Here is a 22,819-nt window from a genome sequence, read left to right as displayed (position 1 = left end):
CCCGTGAAATGCGGCCCGGGGGCTTTCCGTAAGTGCAGATCGCGCCCGAGGTGGGTGTGTACGGCCTCGTACCGGAGCGATGCGACGGCTCAGTCCCCGTGGCCTGTTCCACCGCTGCCGAAGCCGCCGCTGGAGATGCCGCGCCACTTGCGCTTCTCCTCGCTCTGCGGTTCGGAGTCGGCCTCGCCCGAGTTCTTCAGGTTGTGGGGCCTGAGCCGGTGCTCGCCGTCGGTCTGCGGCATCTCCGAGGGCTTTCGGTACTCGGACACCTCTCCGGGCAGCTGCTCCGTGTCGGGCCGCTGGGGCTGCGACTCCGGCTCCGGCGGCGGAAGCTCACGGTTCTTGGCCCGGATGCCCAAGGCGAAGGCTCCGATCAGAACCGCGACCACCAGCAGCCCACCCAGTAGCTGGGCCAGACCGGACTGCCAGACTCCGGCCGCAAGTACCGACTCTTGCAGAACGTGTGTGTGCATGGACGTACCTCGCTCGTCTCTCCGTGGGCCGAACGCCGGGTCGGGAGTTCGGCCGCGCCATGTGTTCTCCGCTCGTGCACCGGCCGCGGATGCGCAGGCGGTCGTGGAGCGGTCGTGTTCGTTCCGTCAGGTGCGGGTCGGCTCCGCCTCATCGTGGGCCGCGGACAGGGGCTCGGCGATGTCCTCCAGGGAGCGGCGTTCCGCCTTCACCGCGAGGAAGGCGGCCACGAGTCCGGCCGCGCACATCAGGCCGGCACCGATCTGGAAGGCGAGGACCGTCTCGGACGGCACGCCGGATTCGGTGAGGTCGGCGAAGATCAGGGGGCCGCTGATGCCGCCGGCCGCCGTGCCGATCGCGTAGAAGAAGGCGATGGCCATGGCCCGGGTCTCCATCGGGAAGACCTCGGAGACCGTGAGGTACGCGCTCGACGCGCCGGCCGACGCGAAGAACAGCACGACGCACCAGCAGGCCGTGAGGGTCGTGGCGCTGAGCACGCCGCTGCCGAACAGCCAGGCCGTGCCGAACAGCAGCAGGCCCGACAGCAGGTAGGTCGACGAGATCATGATGCGGCGGCCGACGGTGTCGAAGAGCTTGCCGAGCAGCAGCGGCCCGAGGAAGTTGCCGGCGGCGATGACGGCGAAGTAGTAGCCCGTGTGGCCGGTGGGCACGTCGAAGAACGTGGTGAGGATCGTGCCGAAGCCGAAGGTGACGGCGTTGTAGAGGAACGCCTGGCCGATGAAGAGCGACAGGCCGAGGACGGCGCGGCGCGGATAGCGGCGGAAGACCGTCTTCGCGATCAGTCCGAAGCCGATGCTCCGGCGCTGATGGATGGTGATCTCACCCGCCGGAGCCGGCAGCGGACGGCCGTGTTCCTGCTCCACCTCGCGCTCGACGGACGACACCAGCTGCTCGGCGTCCTCGCCGTGGCCGTGGATGAACTGCCATCGTGGGCTTTCCGGCACATGCCTTCGGACCAGAAGGATCACCAGGCCGAGGACCACGCCGAGGGCGAAGCTGATCCGCCAGCCCACGTCGGCGGCGAAGATGTTCGTGTCCAGCATGAGGATGGAGAGCAGGGCCCCGCCGATCGCTCCGAGCCAGTAGCTGCCGTTGATGATCAGGTCGACCCGGCCCCGGTACAGGGACGGGATCAGTTCGTCGATCGCCGAGTTGATGGCCGCGTACTCCCCGCCGATGCCGAAGCCGGTGAGGAAGCGGAAGAGGAAGAACCACCAGGATTCCATCGACAGGGCGGTGAGTGCCGTGGCCCCGAGATAGACGACCAGCGTCACCATGAAGAGCTTCTTGCGGCCGTAACGGTCGGTCAGCCACCCGAAGAACAGTGCTCCGGAACAGGCGCCCGCGACGTACAGGGCGGCCGCGGTTCCGGTCACTTGGGCGGCGGTGATGGCGAGGCCGCTGCCGTCCTCGGCGAGGCGGCCGGCGATGTTGCCGACGATCGTGACCTCGAGGCCGTCCAGGATCCACACGGTTCCGAGGCCGATCACGATCATCCAGTGCCAGCGTGACCACGGCAGGCGGTCCAGTCGGGCCGGTACGGCCGTGGTCACGGTTCCCGTGGTCGCGGGCACGGCGGCCCGGGTCGATTCTCTCGTCATGACTCCCTCTCCGTCAGGCACCCTCCTGCGAGTGCCCCGGTCGGGAGCAGTCATGTGTGCGCAGATCCTGGACGCCGTGTCCAGCATGTGGCCATCACGGTGGCCGCACCACGCGAACGCCCGCCGTCCGGGGGACGCGTGTCGCGCCTGACGGTCAGTCCAGGATGGTGGCGATGCCCTGGCGGCGCAGTTCGGCCAGCCCTTCCCTCATGGCCTGGATCTTCTGCGGCGAGTGCCCGCACCAGCCCTCCAGCTCGGACAGGACGCGCACGGGCTGACGCGTGCGATAGGAACGGGTGGGGTTGCCCGGGAACTTCTTGTCGGTGACGTTGGGATCGTCCTCCAGGTCGCCGGTCGGTTCCACCACGTAGATCCGCCCCCGTCCGTCGCCGGCGGCAAGCTCCGCGCCCCAGGCGGCGGCGTCCAGGGTCTCGGAGACGTAGACGTGTCGGGAGACACGCCCTTCCTCGAAATTGGAGGCGTGGCCCGGACTCAACAGGTCTCCCGGCATCAGGCGCGCCTTCGTCCCGTGCAGGTAGGTGCCCGCCTCGTACACCTGAAAGGGGACGGGTTCACTGGTCATGGGTCCTCCGTGTGTTTCAGGCCGCCCTCGGGAGGGCCGGATGTCACTGGGGGATTTTGCCAGTCGCGGCTCCGAAGAAGTGGCTTTCCCCCTGCCCGGTCCTCGGGGCAGGCTGTACGCATGAACGAGTTGCGCGGTTCGGTCGTCGTCCTGCGTCCTTCCGGCCCCGGGGACGTTCCGGCCCTGGCGGCCGTCCGTGCCACCCCCGAGGTACGGGCGCGGTGGCGCGGTGGGGACGACATGACGGCAGAGGTGACCTCCGACCTGGAGGACTCCGCCACCCACTGCCTGACGATCCTTCACCACGACCGGATCGTCGGAATGATCCAGTGGTACTCCGAGGAAGAGCCGGACTACCGGCACGCCGGGATCGACCTGTTCCTCGACCCTTCCGTGCACGGCAGGGGCCTCGGCACCGACGCCGTCCGGACCCTCGCCTGCCACCTGGTCGACGACCTTGGGCACCACCGGCTCATCATCGACCCGGCGGCCGACAACGGTGCGGCGATCCGCTGCTACGAGAAGGTGGGATTCCGGCGCGTCGGCGTGATGCGGCAGTACGAGCGGGGCGAGGACGGCACCTGGCACGACGGACTGCTCATGGACCTGCTGGCGTCCGAGCTGGTGCGGTGATCCCGGCCCGTACGCCTCGATGGACCGGTCCGGTGTCAGGATCGTCCGGGCCTCCTCGCATCAGCGACCACTCACCGGACGAACACCTCCCATCGGCGCCCTCTGGTCGGTGAGCAGCGCCTCCACCGTCGAGACCGGATCCCATTCGGGGTCGAGGCCGGTCAGCCGCTCGGCGACCCTCCGCCAGGCCGTCGGGTCCGTGCCGTCGAGGAGCCGTGTCGTGAGCAGTCCGTCCAGCTGGGTGGACGGCGCGCAGTGGAACAGGCCGGCCAGACCGTGCCGGGCCCGCTCCCGGGTGAGTCGCGCGCCGCCGGGTATCCCGTCGGGGCCCGGCTCGGGCAGGAGCGCCGCATGCCGCAGTCGTACGCCCTCGGGGGCGTCGTCCAGGCGGACGATGTCCTGCCAGTGCGGGAGCGGTTCCTGGGCGTGGGCGGCTTCGAGGGCGGTCCAGCCCATGGGCCCGCCCGGCGGGAGGGACACGATGAGGTCACGTGCGTGCGGGGCACGAGGGGCGCGCCGCAGCTTCCGGACGAACTTCTCCGGCGCCAGTTCGCGGTCGAGCCGAGCACGGAGGACGGCGGCGGGGTCGGCGGACGCGAGGGCCTTCGCGCACAGGGGGCCGTCGGCTCGGTGTGTAGCCCGTCGTCGAGCGGAACGGTGTCGAGCCGCTCCGCGACGGTGCGGCGCAGGGACTGGGTGGTGCGGGGGTTGCGGTAGACGGCCGCGGCGACCTGGGCGTCGCCGACCGCGACCAGCCGGGCCAGGACCCGCGTGTCGAGGCGGGGATGACGGGCCAGGGCCGCTCGGGTGCGGGTGTCGCCGTGATCGACGACCGCGGCGACGAGGGCCGGCGCCGGCAGGGGCCCGCCGGCGAGCAACTCCGTCGTCACCCGCTCCGGCAGGGCGGCGAGCGCGGCCGCGGCGTGCCGCGGCTCCGCGTGTTCGAGGAGCAGGCCGAGCGTGCGGTGCACACTGCGGGGCACGGGTGGGCGGAGGGTGCCGTCGGACACCGACGGAACCGGCGGCCACTGACAATCGCCGTCGGCAACGGTCGAAGGCGTGCGGTGCTTCTGCGCTTCCGTGCTTCTCTCCCGGTCAGCGAAGACCGCGCTTCTCGCGTTCGGCCTCGATCAGTTTCTCCATGAGCTCCTCGGGGTCCACCCTGTGCTCGGTGTCGTCAAGGGCGTCGTACTCCTGGGTGCCGAGCGGTAGGCCGAGCTCGGCGAGGTCGGCGGCCAGGCGTGCGAACGCGGTGCGCTCGTCGGGGTCGTCCTGGCGGCTCGCCTGCTCGGCGGCGGCCCCCTCGGTCAGGGTGCGGCCGAGCAGGGTCCAGAAGGTGAACTCGGTGTCCAGCTCCAGGAGGCGCCAGGCGCGGTCCGCGGGTTCGTCGGGGTGCAGCCAGTAGCCGATCCATCCCTTTCCGCCCTTGGCCACGAGCTTGACGTATCTGGCCATCTCCGCGGCTCCGGCGTTGACGGCCTGCATCTCCGGGTCCGCGAGTTCCTCTTCGCTCAGATAGCTGGTGTCCAGGAGCGGGTGGACCTCTCCCGCCTCGAAGAAGACGAGGTCGAGGAGGCGGGTGAACTCGGTGCGGCCCTCCCACTGCGCCACCAGCAGCACGCGCAGGTCGTCGGGCACCGGACGGCCGTCCAGTCGCTCGCGGGAGAACTCGGCGAGCCGCTCGTCGTACATACGCCCTCTCCAGAGGTCGAAACCGGGGATCGAAACCGGGGATCGAAGCACGATCCTCGCGTCAACGTAACAGCGGCGTCCGACAATGAGGTCGGGTACGTCGGCGACTCCCGCCCCTCCCCGGGGTCCGGACTCGGAGCAGGCCCCGGCCCTCCTGGTCGACCGCCGTGCGGATCACCGCCGCCACGTCAGCGGCGGTGGTGGAGGCGGGGCCGCCGGTCAGGAGGCTGTGGGTGAACAGGGCGTCCCGAGTACCGGAGCGAGGGCCGCCAGGAGGCGGGCTCCGAGGTCCCGCCTGGTTGCCTCGGTGTCGGGGTGGGCGTCGTCGAAGCCCGTCCAGTCGACCGCGCGGACGGCGTTCTCGAACATGCCGAGGTGCAGCGGCTCGTCCGGGCGGCCCGGCCACTCGTCCGCCTCGCGCAGCACCGACTCCAGGAGGGCGAGCGGCAGGGCGCAGCTCTCGGCGAGGAGGACCGCGTCGTACAGGTCTTTGGCCTGGGGGTACATGTCGCAGCTCAGCCACATGAGCTTCCAGGCCAGGGACGATTCCCGGTCCGCGGCCATCAGGTGGGCACCGGCGACCCGGGCCGGGCGGGGTGGGGTCGGGAGGCGTTCCTGGAAGACGAAGTCGAGCTGGACCTGGCCGCCGGGCAGTCCGGGGGCCGTCCACGGCAGGACCAGACGGTGACCGGGCACCCGCTCGTACGTCCAGATGTACTCGGAGGCGGCGCCCGCCGCCGAGACCGACAGGTCCGTACCGCTCTCCTCGGCGAGGCGCTCCGCTGCCTCGGCGATGCCGTCGAGCATGGCGCGGGTACGCGGCTCCTCGATGCGCCAGGTCTCGGGGACGACCACGAAGTCGATGTCCTTGGGTGCGCGGGCGGCCTCGCCGAACCAGGCGGACATCAGCATGCTGCCGCGCAGCACGAGGGAGTCGGCCCACGGCGAGGCGGCGACGGCCGCGAGGACGAGCTCCAGGGCCGCACGCCGGGCCGTCTGCCAGCGGGCGCGCAGCTCCGGGTCCTCGACGACGCCGTCACCGGGCCGGTAGGCCTCGTCGAAGTGCTTGAGAGCCGGGTCGAAGACCCGGTGCCGGACGGCCGCGTCACCGATGCCGGCGGTCAGGGTGTGCGGGAGCCCGGCTTTGCGGCGTACGCGGTCGGCGCGGGGTTCCGTGCCGGTGCCCGGGCCGTCCGGGATCGGCGGCGTCCACGGCGTGTCGTTCATACGGCCTCCTCCAGCCAGCCCTCGTCCAGTGACAGGTCGCTGTCGGAGAGGACGAACTCCCTTTCCTGTGCGACCAGTTCGTGTCCGGCGGCGGACAGTGCGGCGACGAGCGCGTCGCAGGCGCGTCCCGCCGCGTCCGCAGGCCCCTGGTGCCGCTGGGTCACGAAACGCTCGTGCCGTCCGCCGGGGCCCGGCAGGACCCGGCGGGCGTTCCACGAAACATGGGCGCCGTGCGGCACGACGAGGGCCTCCAGCGCGGCCCGGTCGTACGCGGCGGGCAGCGCCAGCTTGAGGTGGTGCTCGTAGTAGCCCCCGCCGGGGCCCGCGGGCTCGGCGCTCCACGGCACGGTCTCGACCTTGACCCGCACCGGCTCGAAACCGGCCTCCCGCAGCCCGGCCACGACCGCCGGGTGACCGGTCCGGCCGGGCAGGGTCAGCATCGGCTGGACCGGCGTCCGGCCCCGGGCGAGGACGATGGTGGTGACCTTCAGCCCCCGGTCCGCCGCCCAGGCACCGAGTCGGGCCCGCTCCCCCTCGGTCCGGCACCGGACCGTCACATGCGTCTCGTAGACGGCGTCGGCCTCGTACATCTCGAAGTACCTCTCGAACCCTTCGTACACCGCAGCGAGTCTGGCAGACAGGATGTCGGGGGCTCATCCGGGTTTCGGACCGGGCGCCCGTAGGCTCACAGCCGACGACGACAGGAGATCGGCATGTGGAAGCGGGCCCTCGACCGGGCCGGGGTCAGGGAGCCGAGGCTGCGGCGGGACTACACGGAGCAGCGGCGGGCGGTGCGGAGGTACAGGACGGCCGAGTACGCGGCCGCGCGGCTGCTGCTCCCCGCCGCGCTGCTGCCGCACGTCGTGGCCGCCGTCGCGTTCATGCACGACACCGACGACCGGATCGACCACGGGACCCGGGACGAACGGGCGGCCGCGCTCGCGGAGTGGGACGGCCTCGTACGGAAGGCCTTCGCCGAAGGCGACTCCGGGCCGCCCGTGCTGCGTTGCCTGGTGCGCACCTCCGAGCGCCACCCGGACGTGCGCACCTACGTGGAGGAGTTCCTGCGGGGCTGCGAACGCGAGGTCGCGTGGCGGACCATCGCGGACGACGAGGAGCTGGAGCGGTACGTACGGGAGTACTCCCTGCCCGCCCTGATGCTCACGGCCTGCCTGTTCGCCCCCGGCGGCGGGGCGGCGCGGGCGGCGTTCACGGACGGCTGCCACCGGCTCATCCGTGCCATGCAGCGCATCGACTTCCTGGAGGACCTGCCCGAGGACGTGCGCGCGGGCCGGGTGGGCGTCCCCGCCGACGCGGTGGCACGCCATGGCGCGGACCTCACCCGGCCCGGCGCGGCGCTGGGCCGGCTCGTGGAGGAACAGGCGGACCGGGCCGCCGCCGACTTGGCGGCCGTCTCCCTCGCGGGCGTGGTGGCTCCTTCGTACCGGCCCTTCGTGCGGGCCCTCGTCGGTGTCCAGCACCTCCGTCTCGACGCGATGCGCCGCGCGGGCGCGTCCCTGGCGACGCGGACCTCCGGCCCGCCGGCGTCGGCGGCCGCCGTACTGCTGCTGCGGGAGACGGCGGCACGGCTCCGGCGGGCCCCGGGGGCTGGCCCCCTGGGGGTGACCGGAAAGTAGCGCCGTCCGTCCGGCGGGCAGGGTCTTCGAGGGGAGCGGGTTTCAGGTGGTCCCCGGGGCCGGGGCCTGAGCGGCGAGATGGACCCGGTTGCGGAATGCCGTCGCGGCACGGGAGGGGCGGGCGGGGTTCGTCCGCCCCGCTCGTGCCGCGACGGGTTCAGTCGGCGACCTCGATCGCGAAGGCGTCCCGGATCCCGTTCCCGCCCGCGTCGGTGAGATGGACGACGCGCGGCGAGACGCCGTACCGCAGCCAGTCCAGGCCGAAGAGCCTGGCGGCCAGCGCGGCACCCAGCGCACCGGCGAGGTGATGGCTCCGCTCGCTCCAGTCGACGCAGTAACGCACCACCGGGCGTCGCCCTCGGAGCAGTGCGTCCACGTCGATGCCGAACCCGGTGAAACGCTCGGCGCCTTGAGGGGTGAGGTGGTACGTCGTCTGCCTGCCGTAGGAGGCGGGCCGATCGGGGCGCCGGCCGGATGCCAGGTCGTTCTCCTCCCGCCGCAGCAGCCCCTGGTGGAGGAAGCCTTCCATGAGCGCCACGCCCAGAGCCCCCGCGAGGTGGTCGTAACAGCTGCGCGACCGCCGCAGCGCGTTGTGCCGGCTGTGGGCGCGCAGTGTGGTCACCGGGGTGGGGTCGGGCGGCGCGATGACCGCCAGCGCCTCCAGGGCGGTGGCGACGTCGGGGCCGGCCAGGCGGAAGTACCGGTGGCGTCCCGAGTTCTCGGCCCGTACGAACCCCGCCTCGGCCAACTGCGTCAGGTGCACGCTCGCCGTCGGCACGCTCACCCCGGCTTCGGCCGCCAGGACCGTGACGGTCAGCGGTCGGCCGTCGCACAGCGCCTTGAGCATCCGGGCCCGGGAGGCGCCGGCCAGGAGGCGAGCGGCGCGCGCCAGCTCCGGTTCCGGCTCCCGTTCCGTTCTGTCCGTGGCCCGGTCCCCTGCCTGCTCTGCGGCTTCGTCCATGGGCGCCATACAAGCATGGTTTGACGAATGGCTAAGTGTCGGGAGTCGAGGATCGCCGGTATGAGTACGACGACCGGAACAGCAGCAGCGAACGAAACACCGGCCTCCACCACCGGGCGGCTGTCGTGGCCCCCGCTCATCGCCCTCAGCCTGGGCTATTTCCTGGTGATGCTGGACGTCACCGTCGTCACCGTGGCCGTCCCCGTCATCCGTGACTCGGTCGGCGCCGGTGCCTCGGCGACGGCCTGGATCGTCGACGGCTACAGCGCCGTCTTCGGCGGTCTGCTGCTCATGGGCGGTGGCTTCGGTGACCGGCTCGGGCACCGGAAGGTGTTCCTCACCGGCCTCGGTGTCTTCGCCCTCGCCTCGGCGGGCTGCGCCCTGGCCACCACCCCGGCGGCGCTCGTCGCCGGGCGTCTCGCGCAGGGCGCCGGCGCCGCCCTGCTGGTGCCCACCTCCCTGGCCCTGCTGACCACGGCCCATCCGACGGCGGCGGTGCGGGCCAAGGCGCTCGGCGTCTGGGCCGGCGTCTCCGGCATCGCGTTCGCGGCGGGCCCCCTCGTGGGCGGTCTGCTGGTGGCGGGCCTGAACTGGCGTGCCGCCTTCTGGCTCAACGTCCCCATCGCGCTGCTGGCCGTCCGGCTGACCCGCGAGCACGTCCCCTCGCCCGTCGGCCGGGCGGGGGCACGCGGCCTGGACCCGCTCGGCCAGGCCCTGGGCATCGTCGGCGTGCTGGCGCCGGCCGGCATGCTCAACGAGGCCGGCGCCCTGGACTGGACCTCGCCGGTGGTACTGGGCACCGGTGCCCTCGGTGCGGTCGCGCTCGCCCTGTTCGTCCTGGTCGAGCGGCGGACGGAGGCACGCGGCCTCGCCGGGAAGCCGCCGCTGCTGCCCCTGTCGCTCTTCCGGTCGCCCGGCTTCTCCCCCACCACCGCGGTGGGCGTCCTGCTCAACCTCGGCTACTACGGCATGCTCTACCTGTCCACGCTCTATCTGCAGAACGAGCGCGGCTACGGCGCGCTGGGCACCGGCCTCGCCCTGCTGCCGACGGTGTGCATGGCCGTCGTCGCAGCTCCGCTCTCCGGCCGCCTGACCGCCCGCTACGGGCCGTACGTACCGATGGCGGGGGCCCTGCTGCTCGGCGCGGCCGGGTTCACCGGCTGGCTGTTCGTCGGTCCCGACACCCCGTACTGGACGCTGCTGCCCGCCCTCGTCGCGACCGGCCTCGCCACCCCCGGCACGGTTCTGGCAGCCACCGCCGCCATCGTGCAGACCGCGCCCGCCGAGAACGCCGGTGTGGCGTCAGCGGTGTTCAACGTGGCCCGCCAGATCGGCAACTCGCTCGGCGTCGCTCTCTTCGCGTCCCTCACCGCAGGCCAGGATCTGGTCTCGGGCCTGCACGTCTCGGCTCTCGTCGCCTCGGCGGCCTTCTTCACCGCGGCGCTGCTCGCCCTGTCCTGCCGACGCAGGACAAAGGCGCGCGCCGCGTCCTGATCTCCGCGCCGGCCACAGGTGTCGGCCTCCTCGTCGTCCACCGGTGCCGGAGGGCACCCGCTGGGGTTTCCCGTAGCGTTCGTCCCATGTCCGTCCTCGACGCCCTCGTCCGCCTCTGCCCGCCGCCCGCCGATCCGCCGCCCGGGGTGGACTGGGAGCGGGCCGAACGCTCCCTGGGTACGGCTCTGCCCACCGACTACAAACAGCTCGTCGACACGTACGGCGACGGCGTCTTCGACGACACGATCTGGCTGCTCGTCCCCGGCTCCGCCTACGACGACTGCGACCTGCACGCGCAGGCGACGGAACGAGCCGAGATCCTGACCCGCCTGTGGGAGTTCGAGGCGAAGCCCGCCGAACTGCTGGAGGCGGGGGCGAGGGTCGTACCGTGGGCCTTCGAGGAGGGCACGGGGGCGTTCCTGTACTGGCTGGCGCGGCCCGGTCAGCAGCCCGACGAATGGACCGTGCTCTACAACGAGGGGCGCGGACCGTTGTGGGAGCACCACGACACGGGGTGCTCGGCCTTCCTGCTGGCGGTGCTCAACGGAACGGCGGACACGGCGTACTTCGACTCCCTCCACGAAGCACCGGAGTCGACGCGGCACTGCTTCGCGACGGCCGACCAGACCCTCGGAGCGTCCCAGGGCTGACACCGTCCGGGAATCGGCCCTCGAGTGACGTGGCGGCTCGCCCAGTCGGTGTGGCGGCCCGGGCATGGGCGTTCGAATCCGGATGCGCTGAGCCCCGGGGCAGTCGCATACTCACCGCATGGCTTCACTCTCCGGCCGGTTCCGGGATCCGCGCAGCACCGCATACGACTTCATCGACTCGATCGTGGTGCGATGCCCCGGCTGCGCGGAGGCCGCTCGTGTCATTCCGGCGCCCGAGGAAGATCCCGCCCCCGGGGGCCGGGCGTTGTGCAGGCCACGACGTCTGGTCTGCCGTGGCTGCGGACTGTCACGGGTGTGGAGCGGCCGTCTTGTCGAGCTCTCCCATGGCACGGCTCGCCCCGCGACGGATCCGTACTTCGGCATGCCGCTGTGGCTCCAGGTGGAGACCCGGCACGGCTGGCTGTGGGCGTACAACCTCGAACATCTCGACCTGATCCACCGTTTCGTCCAGGCGTCGCTGCGGGAACGAGCGCCCTGGTACGACACCGGGCAGAAGATGACTCTGGTGGCGCGCCTTCCGGTATGGATCAAGCGAGCGAAGAACCGGGACGAGATCCTGCGCGCCGTCAGCCGGATCCACGCTTCGTCGGCTGCGGCCTGAGCTGCTTACCGGCGTTCGAGCGGGGTGGTCGGTCTCCCTGGCCACTCGGTGACGGTCCGGCAGTTCTCGCGGGGCGGAAGCCGGAAGCAGGCCGAGCACCGACCGCCTTGTCCGCCGACGGGACTCGACCCTGGCGAACCGGCCCGCGATCCGGCCCGTCAGGGACTCGAACGCCTCCTGCCGGCGGCCGGAGCGGTTCGCTCAGCCTCGGGTGTGGGCCCTTCCCCGCAGGGTCATTCGGTGTCGTTCGGTGCACGGTTCGCATCGGCGGAGTCGATCACCCGAATGCCGCATTCCCTTTTTCGACTCGGATCGTTGGTCGAGGTGCGACAGGAGTGGTCCTGTTTCATTTCGAATTTGACGACTTTCTGGGGCCCCATCCGGGCGCCCGCCCTGGTGCGACGCGGGGCGGGGCGATGTACGGAACGAGGAGAAGATGTACGAAGGAAGCATTCCGCTCGAGGACTTCCTCCACACCATGGACGCACTGCAGGCCGATTTCGAGCAGCGCCTCAAAGGGATCGAACGCACGACGCCGCTGAAGCACTCCGTGGAGCAGAAACGTTCCAGCTCACCCACCGCGCGGGTGCACGAGGAAACGTATCCTCCCCTCGGGCTCGAGGCGATCTGGACCGCTCCCCGCCGATCCTCGGATCAGCGGATGCGCGATGACAGGGAGCCGTTCCCCTTCCACCGTCAAGACGCCTTCGTCGAGACGATCGAAGAAGAAACGTTCATTTCAAGCCGCTAGCGGATCCCGGCCGGAGAGGGCCACCGCCCTCTCCGGCCGGGGCGCAGGACAGCGGTATGCCGCGCCGGCGTCTCCTTCTGTCCGGCCTTGCCCCGTGGGAAAATGACCGGACAGGCGGGGAGGCGCAGGTGAGGTTCCGTCCATGCCCTCGCGGACGTACCCGCCGTAGCCGGCTTCCGCGACGTGGGGTGCGATCAGGTCCAGGACGGTGACGAGGTCACCCGTCATGTCGTCGAGCCAGAGGGTGCGGCTGGACAGCCCCCAGGCGTGGCGCTCACCGACGGCCGTGAAGCCTCGGGACTGACGGCGCAGGGATGCGAAGTCCCCTCCGGGCAGGCGGCTGCCCGGGGCCGGATCGAGCACGGGATACGCGTACTCCTCCTCGTCAGGCTCCGTCGGCCGCTCGGGGGACGGGCCGAGGTGCCATCGCAGGGCGGCGAGTGCCGGAGGCATGTGTTCCGCCGCCGCGCCGGGCACCACGCCGGGTACGAAGGTGCCGGGGACGGGGTACGAGCCGGGAAGATCGCCGGATCGTGGTCGTATCGACGTCGCCGGGCCGCGGCAGGCTCCGGCGGTGCCGCCTCGGCCCAGGGCCGCCGGCGGGAGGTTCGTCCTCGCGGTCCACGTCCGCCAACCACCGGACCGGGACGCGCCGGCCGACGAGGCGAAGTCCGGCGGCACGAAGGTCTCCGCCGCGGCTCTGCTGAAGGTCGTAGGCGCCGAAGAGCCGCCGCTGCGGGTGCTGTTCGGCACCGCGCTGATCATCGTCTCCTCGCCCGGCAGGCGAGGAGACGGCCCTCGAGGTCGCCGTGTCGAGGCCCGAGCGGTTCGCCAAGGCCGTCGGCGGCTCGTCGACGGGCCCGCCGCCCCGGTCTCACGCTTCGTCGTGGTGCGTGAGGTGGCCGTCGGTCAATCGCCAGGAGCGTCGATGGTCGGTCCACTGCCAGGTCTCGTCGGCGGCGATCGCCCGCGTGATCCATTCGTGGAGTTGCGGAAGGGCCTGCGCTCGGAGAACAGCTCGGATGGCGGCACGATCCGTGGCGTCGACCGGGTGGACGTCTATGGAGAAGCCGACCGAGTCCGGGTGGATGCCGCGGCCGTAGTTACGGGGGTTCGGGGCGACCCAGGCCGCTCCCAGAACGATGGTTCCGCTGTCATGCCCCGTGAGGAACTCCAGGTCCCTGACGCGGCTCATGTGAGGTCCGAGGCACTCGTGGATGTCGGTGGTGGTCAGGGGCCAGGCACGGTGCCGGGGAAGTCTTCGATTTCGTGCGGACATGACAGGCAGAATGGCAGAAGCGCAGGGCCGCCTCGGTCGTGGGGCCGCCGGGAAAGTCCGGGTCGAGGACGCTCACGGCGGTCTTCTCGCAGCGGTGGCGGGACGGCGGAGTCGTCCAGGCGTGGCGGCTGGGGAACAGTCCGAGCCGGCCGGGGGTGGGGGCTCCGGGGGCTTCGCCGAGGTGGAGCAGCATGGTCTGGCGCCGGCGTTCTACGGCGGCACGGTCGGCCATGAAGTCGACGAACCCGCGGGGGTGGGCGTGGGGGACGTACCGGATCCCCTGCCCGGTGGGAGCGACGTCGGTACGCGCCCCAGCCGTGCCGGTCGGCGGACTGCCCCTCCGGCGTCGGCTGCCGGTCGAGACGGCTTGCAGAGGGACAGCGTGGCGTCGGCTGCCGGTCGATGCGGACGTCGTGGCACTTGCTGTAGTCGACGGTCATGTTGATCCCGATGCCGGGGAACGCCTGCCGGAATCCGTCGACCGCGAGTCCTGCTGCTCCGGGATGTCGCCGCCGGCGTAGACCGTCAGGGTGCCGACCTCGGCCACGGCGTCCGCATGCAGCTCGCCGAGGGACCTGGTCTCTTCACGGGCCACGGCTTCTCTCCTCGGAACGGAAGCGACCGCGCGTGCGCAGGCGCCCGCGTCGTGCCCGTGTCGTGAAGGACCTGCTGGGCGGCAGCGGCACTCGCATGAGGTCCTGGCGCACACTGGAGGGGTGCTCTGGACCCCACCGTGTCTCGGCGAGCTGCGGGAGCGGGCCGGTGAGGCGCTGCTGCACCGGGTCGCAGGCCCCACCGCGCACGAGAAGCGGGCCCGCATCCACGGGACGCCGGGACCGCGCTGGTTCGGTCCCGACCGTCCGGTGCGCCTCGTGCACACGGACGCGGCGATGTACGTCGGCGGGCTCGCCGCGCTGCTCCTCCAGTCGCTGCACCCCGTCGCGATGGCGGCGGTCGCCGCGCACTCCGGGTTCGAGAGCGACCCCTGGGGGCGGCTCCAGCGCACCAGCACCTTCCTGGCGACCACGACGTTCGGTACGGCGCAGGACGCGGAGCGCGCGGTGCTCCGGGTGCGCCGGGTGCACGACTCGGTGCGGGGGCGGACGCCGGAGGGCGTGCCGTACAGGGCCTCCGATCCGCATCTGCTCGCCTGGGTGCACGCGGCCGAGACCGCCTGTTTCCTCAGGGCCCACCAGCGGTACGGAAGGCATCCGCTGGATCCCCGGGCGGCGGACGGCTACGTCGCCGACATGGCCCGGGTCGCGCGCCGGCTCGGGGTCGTGGACCCGCCCGAGAGCACTGCGGAACTGACGGCACGGCTCGCGGACTACCGCCCGGAGCTGCGCGCCACCGCGCAGTCGCGTGCCGCGGCGCGCTATCTGCTCTCCCGGCCTCCGCTGCCCTGGCCCGCGCGGCTGCCCTACGCCTTCCTGGCGGCCGCGGCGGTCGAGCTGCTGCCCCCGTGGGTGCGGGCCCGCCTCGACCTGCCGTACGCCACGCGCCTGCTGCTGCCGCTCGCCCGCCCCGGCGGACGCGCCGTTGTCGCGGCGATCCGCTGGATCATGCCCTCGGCGCCCCGGCGGACGCGGGCTCCCGGGGCCGGCTCCCGACAGCACGAGCCGTCTTCGTCCGGTTCGCAGGGGTGATCCGGAAGAACGCCCGGCAGCCCCAGGGCCTGTCGTCACGTTCCCGTCCGCCCCGTATGCGCTGCCTCGGCTGGTTCCGGGAGAAGCCTTCGGCACCGGGGGGCTTTCCCGTATCGCCCGCTCCTCCCCCAAGTCCCTTGCCGTCGTCCGCTTGCCGGTCGTGTACTCCGTGAGCCGCGCGGCAGAACGGGCGCGTCGTCTCGCGCTCGCCTCGGGTGCGGTCGTTCCCATCGGCGCGGTCGGTACCGCGCGAAACCGTCTTCCGTCCTCCGCCCCCACCCTTGCCTCACCTATCGAAAATCGATAGATTTCCATCGCAACTCGATGGAAGGATGGGGCATGGGAAAGCTGACCGTGCGTGCGCTGCGCTTCGTGCTCGTGGTGGTGCTCACCGGCACCGTGTTCGTACAGGCGTCGATGGTGTGGGCGCTGGCCACCGACCCCGAGGAAGGGTCGCTCCCGCTGACTCCCCTGCGCCTGATCACGATCCTGGGCATGGTGTCCGCCCAGGTCGCCCTGGTCTGCGTCTGGCGGCTGGTGACGATGGTGCGACGCGGAACCGTGTTCTCCCCCACCGCCTTCCGGTACGTGGACGGTGTGATCGGCGCGATCGTGGGGGCGGCCCTCCTGTGGTTCGCGGTCACGGCCCTCAACGCGCCGGGCCAGCGGGACGACCCGGGCGTCACCGTCATCATGGGCGGGATCGGCGTGGCCATCCTGGGGGTCGCGCTCATCGTGCTGCTGCTGCGGATGCTGCTCGCCCAGGCCGTCGCGCGCGACGTCGAGGCGACACAGATGCAGGCCGAGCTGGACGAGGTGATCTGATGCCGATCGCCGTCGACATCGACGTGATGCTGGCCAGGCGGAAGATGTCCGTGGGCGAGCTCGCGGACCGCGTGGGGATCACCCCCGCCAACCTGGCGGTCCTCAAGAACGGCCGCGCCAAGGCGGTGCGCTTCGCGACGCTCGCCGCGCTCTGCGAGGTGCTGGAGTGCCAGCCCGGCGACCTGCTGCGCTGGGAGGTCGAGGACGCCACGGACGGATGACGCGTCCCGCGGCGGACGCGGAAGCACCTGACGCCAGCAGCACTTCGACTCCAGGCCGCCGCCGAGCGCAGCACGCCGAGGACGCCGCCGCGCCCGGCATGGGTCCTGCCTAGTTCCCGCCGCGGGAGCGCCTGCGGGTGATCAGCCAGGTGCCTCCGACGATGATCAGGGCGAAGACGGCCAGCACCGCGCCCAGGGCGGTCAGCAGCCACAGCCGCTCGCGCAGCTTCAGGGTGCCGCTGAGGGTGACCTGGAGGGAGCCGACGGCGAAGGCGATCGCCGAGGTGAACACGGCGACGAGTTCGACCGCCCGTACGGAGGAGCTGTGCATGGCGCGCTCCAGGTCGGCGTTGGCGGCCTCCTGGCGCCGCCAACGGGCCTCGTGCTCCGCCTCGCGTGCCGCCCGCAGCCGGGCTTCCTGGATGGCGTCCCGCTTGACGAGGTACTGCTCCATCAGCAACTCGCGGCTGAAGGTGCCGTGGTGGGCGAGCAGGGCCAGTGCGGCATCGACGTGCGACAAGGCCTCGTCGTGGTCGGCGCACAGATGGTGGGCGGTGGCGAGACGGAAGCGGAACATGTGGTTATCGGGGTGGGCGTCCACGGCCTCCTGCGCGAGCCGGCGCAGGAGCTCGCCCTGGCCGTCGAAGGGCACGGAGAACGCCAGCCCGTTCAGGCACACGTCCATCACGTGCCGCGAACGGTGCGCGGCCTCCCATGCCCGCTCCAGCAGGCCGCGGGCGTGCTCGGTGGTCAGGGCGCGGCTCCCGAACGCCGCGAACGCGCGCAGGGCCAGGATCACCGGCTCCTCGCGGCGGGGGCCTGCCAGGGTGGCGAGGGCGGAGGTGGTGAGGACGGCGTTCAGGTCGTCGAAGGCGAAGTTCGCGCGGAGTTTTCCCGCGTGGTAGAGCAGGAGGGTGAGGGCCGCGTCGGCGGCCTCGGGGACTCCGGCGAGACTTCGGGCCGCCTCGTCGAGTTGTTCGCGGGTCTCCACGTGGGACCGGTTGATGAAGCCGTTGCCGAGGGTCCACTGCTCGCGGACGGCGGAGCGGCATCCGACGGTGGTGTGCAGGGCGATCCAGCGCGCGCAGGCCAAGGCGGTGTCCGGGGACGGACTGTCGGCGAAGCGCTGCCGCCAGTAGCGGTCGGCGCAGACGAAGAAAGGATCGGTCGCGAAGTCCGCGGTCCTGACCTCGAAGTCCGGTTCCTGTCCGCTCTCGTGGAGCTGGAGGGCGACCTGCCCGGCGACGCGGTCGAGGTCGGCGGCCTCGGCACCCACTGCCGCTGCCAGCCGGGCCCGGAATCGCTCGTGCGTCTGTTCCTGCTCCTGCGCGGTCGGCGTGTCCATCGCTTCCCCCTGCGTGATCGTTCTCCCCGGAAGACCCTACAGGTGCACGTCAACGCACCTCCGGGGCCTGTCCCACCGCACGCCGGGGGCGCCGCCGTACGCCGGAGGGCGCGTCAGGCGCTGATGCCGACGGAGGAGACGTAGGCGTAGGCGTTGCAGTCGGAGTCGAGGTCGGCGATGACGTCGTCATCTCTCCCGGTACGTCTCGTCGGCCACGAGCACCGATGTGAAGTGGACCGGCAGACCGTTCCCGTCCCGCGGTACCTCCTGGGACGTGTCCCTCGTGAAGGCGAGGGTGACTCCGGGAACGTACGGTGCGCGGGGGTCGTCGTCGTCCACGTGCCAGCCCTTCCGGGTGGCGTGCGCGAGGATCTCGTCGGCGGGGGTGCGGAAGACGTCGAGGCCGTCCAGCAGGACCTGGACGGCCGGGTCCTCGTCCTCGTCGGGTCCCCAGACCGTGACGGCGGTCACCCGGCGGTCGCGTTCGAGGACCGCTTGGAATCCGATGCCGTCGCACTCGGTGGAGACCAGGTCGAAGCCGCGTACCGCGTCGGCCGGATACACCCTCGGCGCGCCCCAGACCGACACCGCGGCGACCGTCTCGTCGAGCGTCATCCCCAGCCGGACGGGCGCCACGCCACGCGGCGGATCGATGATCAGTCGCATGAGGGACCCTTCCGGTCGGTGACGGCCCGTTCGTTCGAACGAGGATCTTATCCCTCCCTTCTCGTCGGGTTTCCCTTCCTCCAACCGACCGCCTCTGCCTGGAATTCGATCGAGCGGCTTCGTGCGGTGGCTCATTCCCGATGTCCGCCGGGATGCCGTCGGCGATGGCCGTGGCTGAGGACGGCCACCGTCAAGGTGGTCAGGACGAGGACGTCGGCCGCCTCGACCGCGATGGTGGGGCGGACCAGTTCCGCGTCCACCGATTCCTCGAAGCCGAACAGGCCCGTGGTGAGGCTCAGGAAGAGTGCGCCGAGGGTGCCCGCCGTGAACAGCGCGGTGACCGTGGCGACCGGGGCGAGCCCGCGGTACGGGGTGAGGAGGAGGGCCACGGCGAGGAGGCAGCCGAGGACGCCGTTCAGCAGGAACAGGCTGCCGATGGTGGCCAGGTCGCGGTAGCCGTCGGCCCACAGGGCGAGGTGGATGGCGCCCATCGTCGCTGTCAGTCCCGCGGCGGCCGACCGCAGCACGAGCACGGCGGCACGGCGGGTCGGGTCAGTAGCCATTGCCGGGAGAGGTGGGAGAGTCGTGCGTGGTGGGAGTCGTCGGGCTGCCCGGCGTGGCCGGGCCGGTGCCGGGCTTGTTGACGGGGGCGCCGGCCACCGTGATCGCGGTCTTCATCCCCAGGTCCTTGTGCCCGTCGACCGGGCAGTAGATCTCGTACCTTCCCGCCTTCAGGGTCACCGTCAGGGTCGTGGACCCGCCCGGAGCGACGGTGCTGGAGCGGTTCTCGCCGTCCGGTCCCTCGACCTCCAGGGCGTGGTCGTGCTTCCCGGTGTTCGTCACGACGAAGGCGTACGTGCCGGGCGTGAAGGTCCGCTGGGACAGCGTGATCCTGAAGTCGGCCAGGTCCGTGGTCACCCGGGTCGCGCCCCCGGGTGCCGTGCTCTTCTGGGCGGGGGGTGGCGCGGTGGTGCCGCTGCTCGGACCGCCACCGCCGCTTCCGCAGGCCGCGAGGACCCCGGCCAGCGCGGTGGCCGACAGGGCGAGCAGTGCGCGGGTACGTGGTTCCGTCATCGTTCCGTCCTCCTGACGGGGCTTCCCTTCCGGCTCGGTCGTCCGGATCGGTCGTCCGGATCGGCCCCGGTCCGGTCCCCCGGTTCGCTCCCCCACAGGGGGTACGGCGCCGGGCTCCTCCGGGATTGCGGGTCCGGGCGGACAATGGGCGCAGGCGATCCCTTCGGGGGCGTCGGACGTATCCACGGGTGTGGGACGCATGGGCCTTCCGCTGGAGCGGGTTTCCGACGAGGCACTGCTCTCCGGTCTCGCCACGGGTGATCCGGAGATCGCGGTGGCGTTCGTACGCCGCTTCCAGCGCGCCGTCTACGGCGTGGCCGTCGCCGTGGTCGGCGATCCGCGGCTCGCTGAGGACGTGGCCCAGCAGACCTTCGAGCGGGCGTGGCGGCACGCCCAGGTGTACGACGGCCGGCGCGGCTCGGTACGGACCTGGCTGACGGCCATCGCGCACAACCTGGCGATCGACGCGGTGCGGGCGCGGCGCGCGACCCCGGTGTCACCGGAGGACCTGGAGACGCTGGTCGGGATCGTGTCGGAGACCCCGGAGCGGCGCGCGCTCGCCGACGACGCGGCCGAGCGGGTCCGGCGGGCAGTGGCGGCGCTGCCGCGGGAGCAGGCGCGGGCGCTGGTGATGGCCGGGGTCTACGGGATGACGGCGCGGGAGGTCGCCGCCTTCGAGGGCGTGCCGCTGGGGACGGCGAAGACCCGGATCCGGGCGGGGACGATCAAGGTGCGGGTGCTCCTGGAGAGCGAGGAGACGCGGTGAGCGGCATGGACTGCGAGCGGCTGCGTGAGGAGGGCGCCGAGCTGGCGCTCGGGATCCTTCCCGCGCGCGAGCGGGCCGAGGCGGTGGCCCATCTGGACCGCTGCCCGGACTGCCGGGCGTACGTGGAGCGGCTGACGGCGGTCGGGGACGGGCTGCTCGGGCTGCTGCCGGGGGCGGAGCCGCCGGTGGGTTTCGAGAGCCGGGTGGTACGGGCGACGCTCCCCGCGTCCGCGCCCGCACCCGGCCCCGCCCCCTCGCCCGCTCCCGCGGCCCCTGCGGCGGCCGGGCACCGGATGCGGGGAGGCCGGCCGCGGGGGCGTCGCTTCCGGATGGCGGCGGCGGGCGTGGCCACGGCCCTGGCCTTCGGTTTCGGCGGCTGGGCGGTGGGGACCGCGGTGGAGAGCGCGCCCCGGGTGGTGGCGCCGGCGCCGCACGTCCTGGAGGCGGCGTTGGTCTCCCCGGACCGGGCCGGGAACGGCCGGGAGGTGGGCCGGATCTACGCTCACCCGGCGGACGCCACGGGTGGGAACGGCTGGGTGTACATGTCGGTCGACCTCGGTGACGGGGCGGCGGCCGACGGCCCGGTGCGGTGCCTCCTGGTGCGCGCCGACGGGTCCGCCGTACCGCTCGGCTCGTTCCGCGTGAAGGCCGGTTACGGCTACTGGGGCGCCCCGGCCCCCGTGGACCTGGCCCCCGGCGCCCTGAGCGGCGCCCGCCTGGTGGCCGCGGACGGCACGGTCCTGGCGACGGCCCGTTTCACCGGATCCGACGGGACGGACACGGGCGGGACCGGGAACGGGTCGGGCGGGAACGGGTCGGGCGGGGCCAAGAACAGGGCTGGGCCCGGCTCGGATGCCCGGTTCCTCGGCCTCGGTCGGAGGCCGTCTGCCGGGGCGGCCGCATGACGTCGGCGGCCGAAGACCGCATGCCCTGCTGGTTTTTCGGGCCGGACCAGGGGTGGGATCGCGTGGCGGCACGAACGAACGTAACGGACGGCGTGCGCCGGACCGCGCGCCTCGGCTCGGGCGCGATCCCGGGGCAACTGCTCGCGGGTGTCCTCGTGTTCGTCGTCCTCGCCTTCGGACCGGACGGCCGCCCCCGGGCCAGGATCGACGCCGTCGGCGACCACGTGGTGGGCCGCAACGGGTCCGTCAGGGACGTGCTCACCTACCAGGGCCTGGTGATCGCGGTCCGCGAGGGAGGGGAGCCGCACCCCTTCTCCGTGTACGAACGCTGGTGACGGCCCTCTCGGGGGGGGGTTACACCAGGTCCCGGGGCGACGACCGGGACCGGCCCGGGAAGGACAGGCCCTAGGCCGTTTCCTTCGGATCATCTGATCGTTAGTTGAGCTGTGTCGTTGACTGACGCCCAGTGGGCACGCATTGAGCCGTTGCTGCCGGACAGGACGCCGAAGCGGGGTGGGCGGTGACGGGATCACCGGCAGGTGATCGACGCGATCGCGTTCAAGTACCGCACCGGGACGCCGTGGATGGACCTGCCCGAGCACTTCGGCTCGTGGAAAGGCGCCCATAACCGGCTACGAAAGTGGGCCGCCGACGGGACCTGGGAGAAGGTCTTCACCACTCTGCTCGCTCAGGCCGACGCCGAAGGTGATCTCGACTGGGTCGTCGCGGTCGACTCCACCGTCGTCCGAGCCCACCAGCACGCCGCTGGGGCTCATCAAAAGGGGCACCAACCGGCGAGCCGGTCGACCATGCCCTCGGCCGGTCCCGCGGCGGGCTGACTACCAAGATCCACCTCGCTGCGGACGGCCGCTGCCGCCCGCTTGCGTTCGTCGTTACACCCGGGCAGGCCGGTGACGCACCTGCATTCCCCGAGGTCATGGCCCGCTTACGGGTGCCTCGGCCGCTCGGCCGGCCCAGGATCACGCCGGTCATGGTCCTGGCGGACAAGGCCCATTCGTCCCACGCGATCCGGACCTACCTCCGTCGGCGCGGGATCCGGGCTGTGATCCCGCAGCCCGCTGACCAGGCCGCCAACCGCAAACGCCGCGGCAGCCGAGGCGGCAGGCCACCAGCCTTCGACCGGGACGCCTACAAGCAGCGCAATACGGTCGAGCGCTGCATCAACAGACTCAAGCAGTGGCGCGGACTGGCCACTCGGTATGACAAGACGGCCGTGATCTACCTGGCGGCACTCCATCTCGCGGGCATCTTCATCTGGTCTGCAAGCTGACTCGAGGCCGCCCTGGGCGCAGAATGATCGCGTGCTTCCTCCTCGACTGCTCTGGTGCGATCCTCGGCCCATCCCCCAGTTCAACCGTCAAGAACCGGTGACACTGATCGTCCGGGACCCCGGTTTCTACGAGCCGGCTGACGAGGACGACTGCACGGCGTTCTCGTACTTCTGCCAGACGCATGACCGCTTCTACGCGCGCGAGACTTGCGGGGACGGACCGCATCTCGTGGCTCTGCACTGTGAGGAGCACGGGCCCGAAAGCATGTGGTCGCAGCCGCTCACACTCATGTTCCCCGAAGGCTTTGAGCCTCCGCTCAGCAAGGCGCAACTCAGCTGGCTGCAAGCAGAGTGGGATGCCGCCTAAGAGGTCCTAACAGAAGCCACTGATGGTGTGACTGTCAGCTTGGATGCTCGTTGGGCCGTTCGTGGCGAAGAGGAACTCCCGGCCGTGGATC

The 22,819-nt window shown here is 71.9% G+C and carries 28 protein-coding genes and 1 pseudogene; 14 read left to right on the top strand and 15 right to left on the bottom strand.

What is annotated here, in order from left to right; genetic code table 11:
- Positions 1-89: 89 nt before the first annotated feature.
- The 3 genes from ABZ318_RS27635 to arr form a co-directional block, all read right to left on the bottom strand.
- Positions 90-473: a DUF6479 family protein gene (locus tag ABZ318_RS27635; RefSeq protein WP_356905188.1), complete on the bottom strand. Its 384-nt coding sequence runs from the start codon at positions 471-473 to the stop codon at positions 90-92.
- Between the two features lie 126 nt (positions 474-599).
- Positions 600-2,093, bottom strand: coding sequence for an MFS transporter (locus ABZ318_RS27630; protein WP_356905187.1), 1,494 nt, complete (start codon positions 2,091-2,093; stop codon positions 600-602).
- A gap of 154 nt (positions 2,094-2,247) precedes the next feature.
- On the bottom strand, positions 2,248-2,676 hold the full coding sequence (gene arr / locus ABZ318_RS27625; protein WP_356905186.1) for an NAD(+)--rifampin ADP-ribosyltransferase: 429 nt from the start codon (positions 2,674-2,676) through the stop codon (positions 2,248-2,250).
- Between the two features lie 120 nt (positions 2,677-2,796).
- Here arr and ABZ318_RS27620 point away from each other — a divergent pair, with 120 nt between their 5' ends.
- Positions 2,797-3,309: a GNAT family protein gene (locus ABZ318_RS27620; RefSeq protein ID WP_356905185.1), complete on the top strand. Its 513-nt coding sequence runs from the start codon at positions 2,797-2,799 to the stop codon at positions 3,307-3,309.
- Positions 3,310-3,369: 60 nt separating this feature from the next.
- Here the strand turns inward: ABZ318_RS27620 and ABZ318_RS27615 are convergent, their stop codons facing one another.
- The 4 genes from ABZ318_RS27615 to ABZ318_RS27600 form a co-directional block, all read right to left on the bottom strand.
- Positions 3,370-3,789 carry a hypothetical protein gene (locus ABZ318_RS27615; RefSeq protein ID WP_356905184.1) on the bottom strand — a complete coding sequence of 140 codons (420 nt, stop codon included), beginning with the start codon at positions 3,787-3,789 and terminating at the stop codon, positions 3,370-3,372.
- Positions 3,790-4,404: 615 nt separating this feature from the next.
- Positions 4,405-5,001, bottom strand: a complete 597-nt coding sequence (locus tag ABZ318_RS27610) for a hypothetical protein (RefSeq protein ID WP_356905183.1) — start codon at positions 4,999-5,001, stop codon at positions 4,405-4,407.
- A gap of 219 nt (positions 5,002-5,220) precedes the next feature.
- The gene (locus tag ABZ318_RS27605; RefSeq protein WP_356905182.1) at positions 5,221-6,228 is read right to left on the bottom strand and encodes a nucleotidyl transferase AbiEii/AbiGii toxin family protein; all 1,008 of its coding nucleotides are present in this window, start codon (positions 6,226-6,228) and stop codon (positions 5,221-5,223) included.
- On the bottom strand, positions 6,225-6,848 hold the full coding sequence (locus ABZ318_RS27600) for a hypothetical protein (protein ID WP_356905181.1): 624 nt from the start codon (positions 6,846-6,848) through the stop codon (positions 6,225-6,227). Before ABZ318_RS27600 ends, ABZ318_RS27605 begins: the two co-directional genes overlap by 4 nt.
- 93 nt (positions 6,849-6,941) lie before the next feature.
- On the opposite strand from ABZ318_RS27600, the gene ABZ318_RS27595 reads away from it, so the two are divergent.
- Positions 6,942-7,865, top strand: coding sequence for a squalene/phytoene synthase family protein (locus ABZ318_RS27595; protein WP_356905180.1), 924 nt, complete (start codon positions 6,942-6,944; stop codon positions 7,863-7,865).
- 157 nt (positions 7,866-8,022) lie between these two features.
- Here the strand turns inward: ABZ318_RS27595 and ABZ318_RS27590 are convergent, their stop codons facing one another.
- A complete protein-coding gene (locus tag ABZ318_RS27590; RefSeq protein WP_356905179.1) occupies positions 8,023-8,826 on the bottom strand; it encodes a helix-turn-helix domain-containing protein in 804 nt (267 codons plus the stop codon).
- Positions 8,827-8,886: 60 nt separating this feature from the next.
- On the opposite strand from ABZ318_RS27590, the gene ABZ318_RS27585 reads away from it, so the two are divergent.
- The 4 genes from ABZ318_RS27585 to ABZ318_RS27570 all read left to right on the top strand — a co-directional run bounded on the left by ABZ318_RS27585 (position 8,887) and on the right by ABZ318_RS27570 (position 12,343).
- Entirely contained in the window at positions 8,887-10,320 is a 1,434-nt protein-coding gene (locus ABZ318_RS27585; RefSeq protein WP_356905178.1) for an MFS transporter, read from the top strand.
- 86 nt (positions 10,321-10,406) lie between these two features.
- The gene (locus ABZ318_RS27580; RefSeq protein ID WP_356905177.1) at positions 10,407-10,970 is read left to right on the top strand and encodes a hypothetical protein; all 564 of its coding nucleotides are present in this window, start codon (positions 10,407-10,409) and stop codon (positions 10,968-10,970) included.
- 118 nt (positions 10,971-11,088) lie between these two features.
- Positions 11,089-11,592 carry a hypothetical protein gene (locus tag ABZ318_RS27575; RefSeq protein WP_356905176.1) on the top strand — a complete coding sequence of 168 codons (504 nt, stop codon included), beginning with the start codon at positions 11,089-11,091 and terminating at the stop codon, positions 11,590-11,592.
- 436 nt (positions 11,593-12,028) lie between these two features.
- Entirely contained in the window at positions 12,029-12,343 is a 315-nt protein-coding gene (locus tag ABZ318_RS27570) for a hypothetical protein (protein WP_356905175.1), read from the top strand.
- Here the strand turns inward: ABZ318_RS27570 and ABZ318_RS27565 are convergent.
- The 3 genes from ABZ318_RS27565 to ABZ318_RS27555 form a co-directional block, all read right to left on the bottom strand.
- The gene (locus tag ABZ318_RS27565) at positions 12,332-13,096 is read right to left on the bottom strand and encodes a hypothetical protein (RefSeq protein ID WP_356905174.1); all 765 of its coding nucleotides are present in this window, start codon (positions 13,094-13,096) and stop codon (positions 12,332-12,334) included. The genes ABZ318_RS27570 and ABZ318_RS27565 overlap by 12 nt on opposite strands.
- A gap of 121 nt (positions 13,097-13,217) precedes the next feature.
- Complete coding sequence (locus tag ABZ318_RS27560) at positions 13,218-13,622, bottom strand: hypothetical protein (protein WP_356905173.1); 405 nt, start codon at positions 13,620-13,622, stop codon at positions 13,218-13,220.
- 436 nt (positions 13,623-14,058) lie between these two features.
- A complete protein-coding gene (locus tag ABZ318_RS27555; protein WP_356905172.1) occupies positions 14,059-14,217 on the bottom strand; it encodes a hypothetical protein in 159 nt (52 codons plus the stop codon).
- Between the two features lie 121 nt (positions 14,218-14,338).
- Between ABZ318_RS27555 and ABZ318_RS27550 the strand changes: the two genes are divergently transcribed.
- The 3 genes from ABZ318_RS27550 to ABZ318_RS27540 all read left to right on the top strand — a co-directional run bounded on the left by ABZ318_RS27550 (position 14,339) and on the right by ABZ318_RS27540 (position 16,314).
- Entirely contained in the window at positions 14,339-15,268 is a 930-nt protein-coding gene (locus tag ABZ318_RS27550) for an oxygenase MpaB family protein (protein ID WP_356905171.1), read from the top strand.
- A 339-nt stretch (positions 15,269-15,607) separates the two neighbouring features.
- On the top strand, positions 15,608-16,093 hold the full coding sequence (locus tag ABZ318_RS27545; RefSeq protein WP_356905170.1) for a DUF2975 domain-containing protein: 486 nt from the start codon (positions 15,608-15,610) through the stop codon (positions 16,091-16,093).
- A complete protein-coding gene (locus tag ABZ318_RS27540) occupies positions 16,093-16,314 on the top strand; it encodes a helix-turn-helix transcriptional regulator (protein ID WP_356905169.1) in 222 nt (73 codons plus the stop codon). Before ABZ318_RS27545 ends, ABZ318_RS27540 begins: the two co-directional genes overlap by 1 nt.
- 109 nt (positions 16,315-16,423) lie before the next feature.
- Here ABZ318_RS27540 and ABZ318_RS27535 read toward each other — a convergent pair whose 3' ends face one another.
- The 4 genes from ABZ318_RS27535 to ABZ318_RS27520 all read right to left on the bottom strand — a co-directional run bounded on the left by ABZ318_RS27535 (position 16,424) and on the right by ABZ318_RS27520 (position 19,399).
- On the bottom strand, positions 16,424-17,659 hold the full coding sequence (locus ABZ318_RS27535; protein ID WP_356905168.1) for a hypothetical protein: 1,236 nt from the start codon (positions 17,657-17,659) through the stop codon (positions 16,424-16,426).
- 186 nt (positions 17,660-17,845) lie between these two features.
- Positions 17,846-18,325 (bottom strand): hypothetical protein, encoded by a 480-nt coding sequence (locus tag ABZ318_RS27530; RefSeq protein WP_356905167.1) that lies wholly within the window; start codon positions 18,323-18,325, stop codon positions 17,846-17,848.
- A gap of 131 nt (positions 18,326-18,456) precedes the next feature.
- Entirely contained in the window at positions 18,457-18,888 is a 432-nt protein-coding gene (locus ABZ318_RS27525; RefSeq protein WP_356905166.1) for a hypothetical protein, read from the bottom strand.
- Positions 18,878-19,399 (bottom strand): copper-binding protein, encoded by a 522-nt coding sequence (locus ABZ318_RS27520; RefSeq protein ID WP_356905165.1) that lies wholly within the window; start codon positions 19,397-19,399, stop codon positions 18,878-18,880. The genes ABZ318_RS27525 and ABZ318_RS27520 overlap by 11 nt, the downstream gene beginning before the upstream one ends.
- 199 nt (positions 19,400-19,598) lie before the next feature.
- On the opposite strand from ABZ318_RS27520, the gene ABZ318_RS27515 reads away from it, so the two are divergent.
- From ABZ318_RS27515 to ABZ318_RS27495, 5 genes and pseudogenes are all read left to right on the top strand, one after another.
- Positions 19,599-20,165: a sigma-70 family RNA polymerase sigma factor gene (locus ABZ318_RS27515; protein ID WP_356905164.1), complete on the top strand. Its 567-nt coding sequence runs from the start codon at positions 19,599-19,601 to the stop codon at positions 20,163-20,165.
- A gap of 5 nt (positions 20,166-20,170) precedes the next feature.
- Complete coding sequence (locus tag ABZ318_RS27510; protein WP_356905192.1) at positions 20,171-21,070, top strand: zf-HC2 domain-containing protein; 900 nt, start codon at positions 20,171-20,173, stop codon at positions 21,068-21,070.
- 62 nt (positions 21,071-21,132) lie between these two features.
- On the top strand, positions 21,133-21,405 hold the full coding sequence (locus ABZ318_RS27505) for a hypothetical protein (protein ID WP_356905163.1): 273 nt from the start codon (positions 21,133-21,135) through the stop codon (positions 21,403-21,405).
- A gap of 111 nt (positions 21,406-21,516) precedes the next feature.
- Positions 21,517-22,361, top strand: a pseudogene (locus ABZ318_RS27500) (IS5 family transposase).
- A 97-nt stretch (positions 22,362-22,458) separates the two neighbouring features.
- Positions 22,459-22,728: a hypothetical protein gene (locus ABZ318_RS27495; protein WP_356905162.1), complete on the top strand. Its 270-nt coding sequence runs from the start codon at positions 22,459-22,461 to the stop codon at positions 22,726-22,728.
- Positions 22,729-22,819 lie beyond the last annotated feature (91 nt).

Source organism: Streptomyces sp. NPDC006197 (genome assembly GCF_040613865.1).
Classification (GTDB): Bacteria; Actinomycetota; Actinomycetes; order Streptomycetales; family Streptomycetaceae; genus Streptomyces.
The sequence above is the reverse complement of the archived record's forward strand: the minus strand, read 5'-3'. Positions and strand labels throughout refer to the sequence as shown.

What these genes read in the sequence shown, in the direction of transcription:
- ABZ318_RS27630 (WP_356905187.1), bottom strand. Translation starts at nt 2,093, where the DNA reads ATGACGAGAGAATCGACCCGGGCCGCCGTGCCCGCGACCACGGGAACC.
- ABZ318_RS27585 (WP_356905178.1), top strand. Translation starts at nt 8,887, where the DNA reads ATGAGTACGACGACCGGAACAGCAGCAGCGAACGAAACACCGGCCTCC.
- ABZ318_RS27560 (WP_356905173.1), bottom strand. Translation starts at nt 13,622, where the DNA reads ATGTCCGCACGAAATCGAAGACTTCCCCGGCACCGTGCCTGGCCCCTG.
- ABZ318_RS27545 (WP_356905170.1), top strand. Translation starts at nt 15,608, where the DNA reads ATGGGAAAGCTGACCGTGCGTGCGCTGCGCTTCGTGCTCGTGGTGGTG.
- ABZ318_RS27510 (WP_356905192.1), top strand. Translation starts at nt 20,171, where the DNA reads ATGGACTGCGAGCGGCTGCGTGAGGAGGGCGCCGAGCTGGCGCTCGGG.
- ABZ318_RS27635 (WP_356905188.1), bottom strand. Translation starts at nt 473, where the DNA reads ATGCACACACACGTTCTGCAAGAGTCGGTACTTGCGGCCGGAGTCTGG.
- ABZ318_RS27525 (WP_356905166.1), bottom strand. Translation starts at nt 18,888, where the DNA reads ATGGCTACTGACCCGACCCGCCGTGCCGCCGTGCTCGTGCTGCGGTCG.
- ABZ318_RS27620 (WP_356905185.1), top strand. Translation starts at nt 2,797, where the DNA reads ATGAACGAGTTGCGCGGTTCGGTCGTCGTCCTGCGTCCTTCCGGCCCC.
- ABZ318_RS27610 (WP_356905183.1), bottom strand. Translation starts at nt 5,001, where the DNA reads ATGTACGACGAGCGGCTCGCCGAGTTCTCCCGCGAGCGACTGGACGGC.
- ABZ318_RS27520 (WP_356905165.1), bottom strand. Translation starts at nt 19,399, where the DNA reads ATGACGGAACCACGTACCCGCGCACTGCTCGCCCTGTCGGCCACCGCG.
- ABZ318_RS27535 (WP_356905168.1), bottom strand. Translation starts at nt 17,659, where the DNA reads ATGGACACGCCGACCGCGCAGGAGCAGGAACAGACGCACGAGCGATTC.
- ABZ318_RS27570 (WP_356905175.1), top strand. Translation starts at nt 12,029, where the DNA reads ATGTACGAAGGAAGCATTCCGCTCGAGGACTTCCTCCACACCATGGAC.
- ABZ318_RS27530 (WP_356905167.1), bottom strand. Translation starts at nt 18,325, where the DNA reads ATGCGACTGATCATCGATCCGCCGCGTGGCGTGGCGCCCGTCCGGCTG.
- ABZ318_RS27515 (WP_356905164.1), top strand. Translation starts at nt 19,599, where the DNA reads ATGGGCCTTCCGCTGGAGCGGGTTTCCGACGAGGCACTGCTCTCCGGT.
- ABZ318_RS27595 (WP_356905180.1), top strand. Translation starts at nt 6,942, where the DNA reads ATGTGGAAGCGGGCCCTCGACCGGGCCGGGGTCAGGGAGCCGAGGCTG.
- ABZ318_RS27590 (WP_356905179.1), bottom strand. Translation starts at nt 8,826, where the DNA reads ATGGACGAAGCCGCAGAGCAGGCAGGGGACCGGGCCACGGACAGAACG.
- ABZ318_RS27580 (WP_356905177.1), top strand. Translation starts at nt 10,407, where the DNA reads ATGTCCGTCCTCGACGCCCTCGTCCGCCTCTGCCCGCCGCCCGCCGAT.
- ABZ318_RS27605 (WP_356905182.1), bottom strand. Translation starts at nt 6,228, where the DNA reads ATGAACGACACGCCGTGGACGCCGCCGATCCCGGACGGCCCGGGCACC.
- ABZ318_RS27540 (WP_356905169.1), top strand. Translation starts at nt 16,093, where the DNA reads ATGCCGATCGCCGTCGACATCGACGTGATGCTGGCCAGGCGGAAGATG.
- arr (WP_356905186.1), bottom strand. Translation starts at nt 2,676, where the DNA reads ATGACCAGTGAACCCGTCCCCTTTCAGGTGTACGAGGCGGGCACCTAC.
- ABZ318_RS27575 (WP_356905176.1), top strand. Translation starts at nt 11,089, where the DNA reads ATGGCTTCACTCTCCGGCCGGTTCCGGGATCCGCGCAGCACCGCATAC.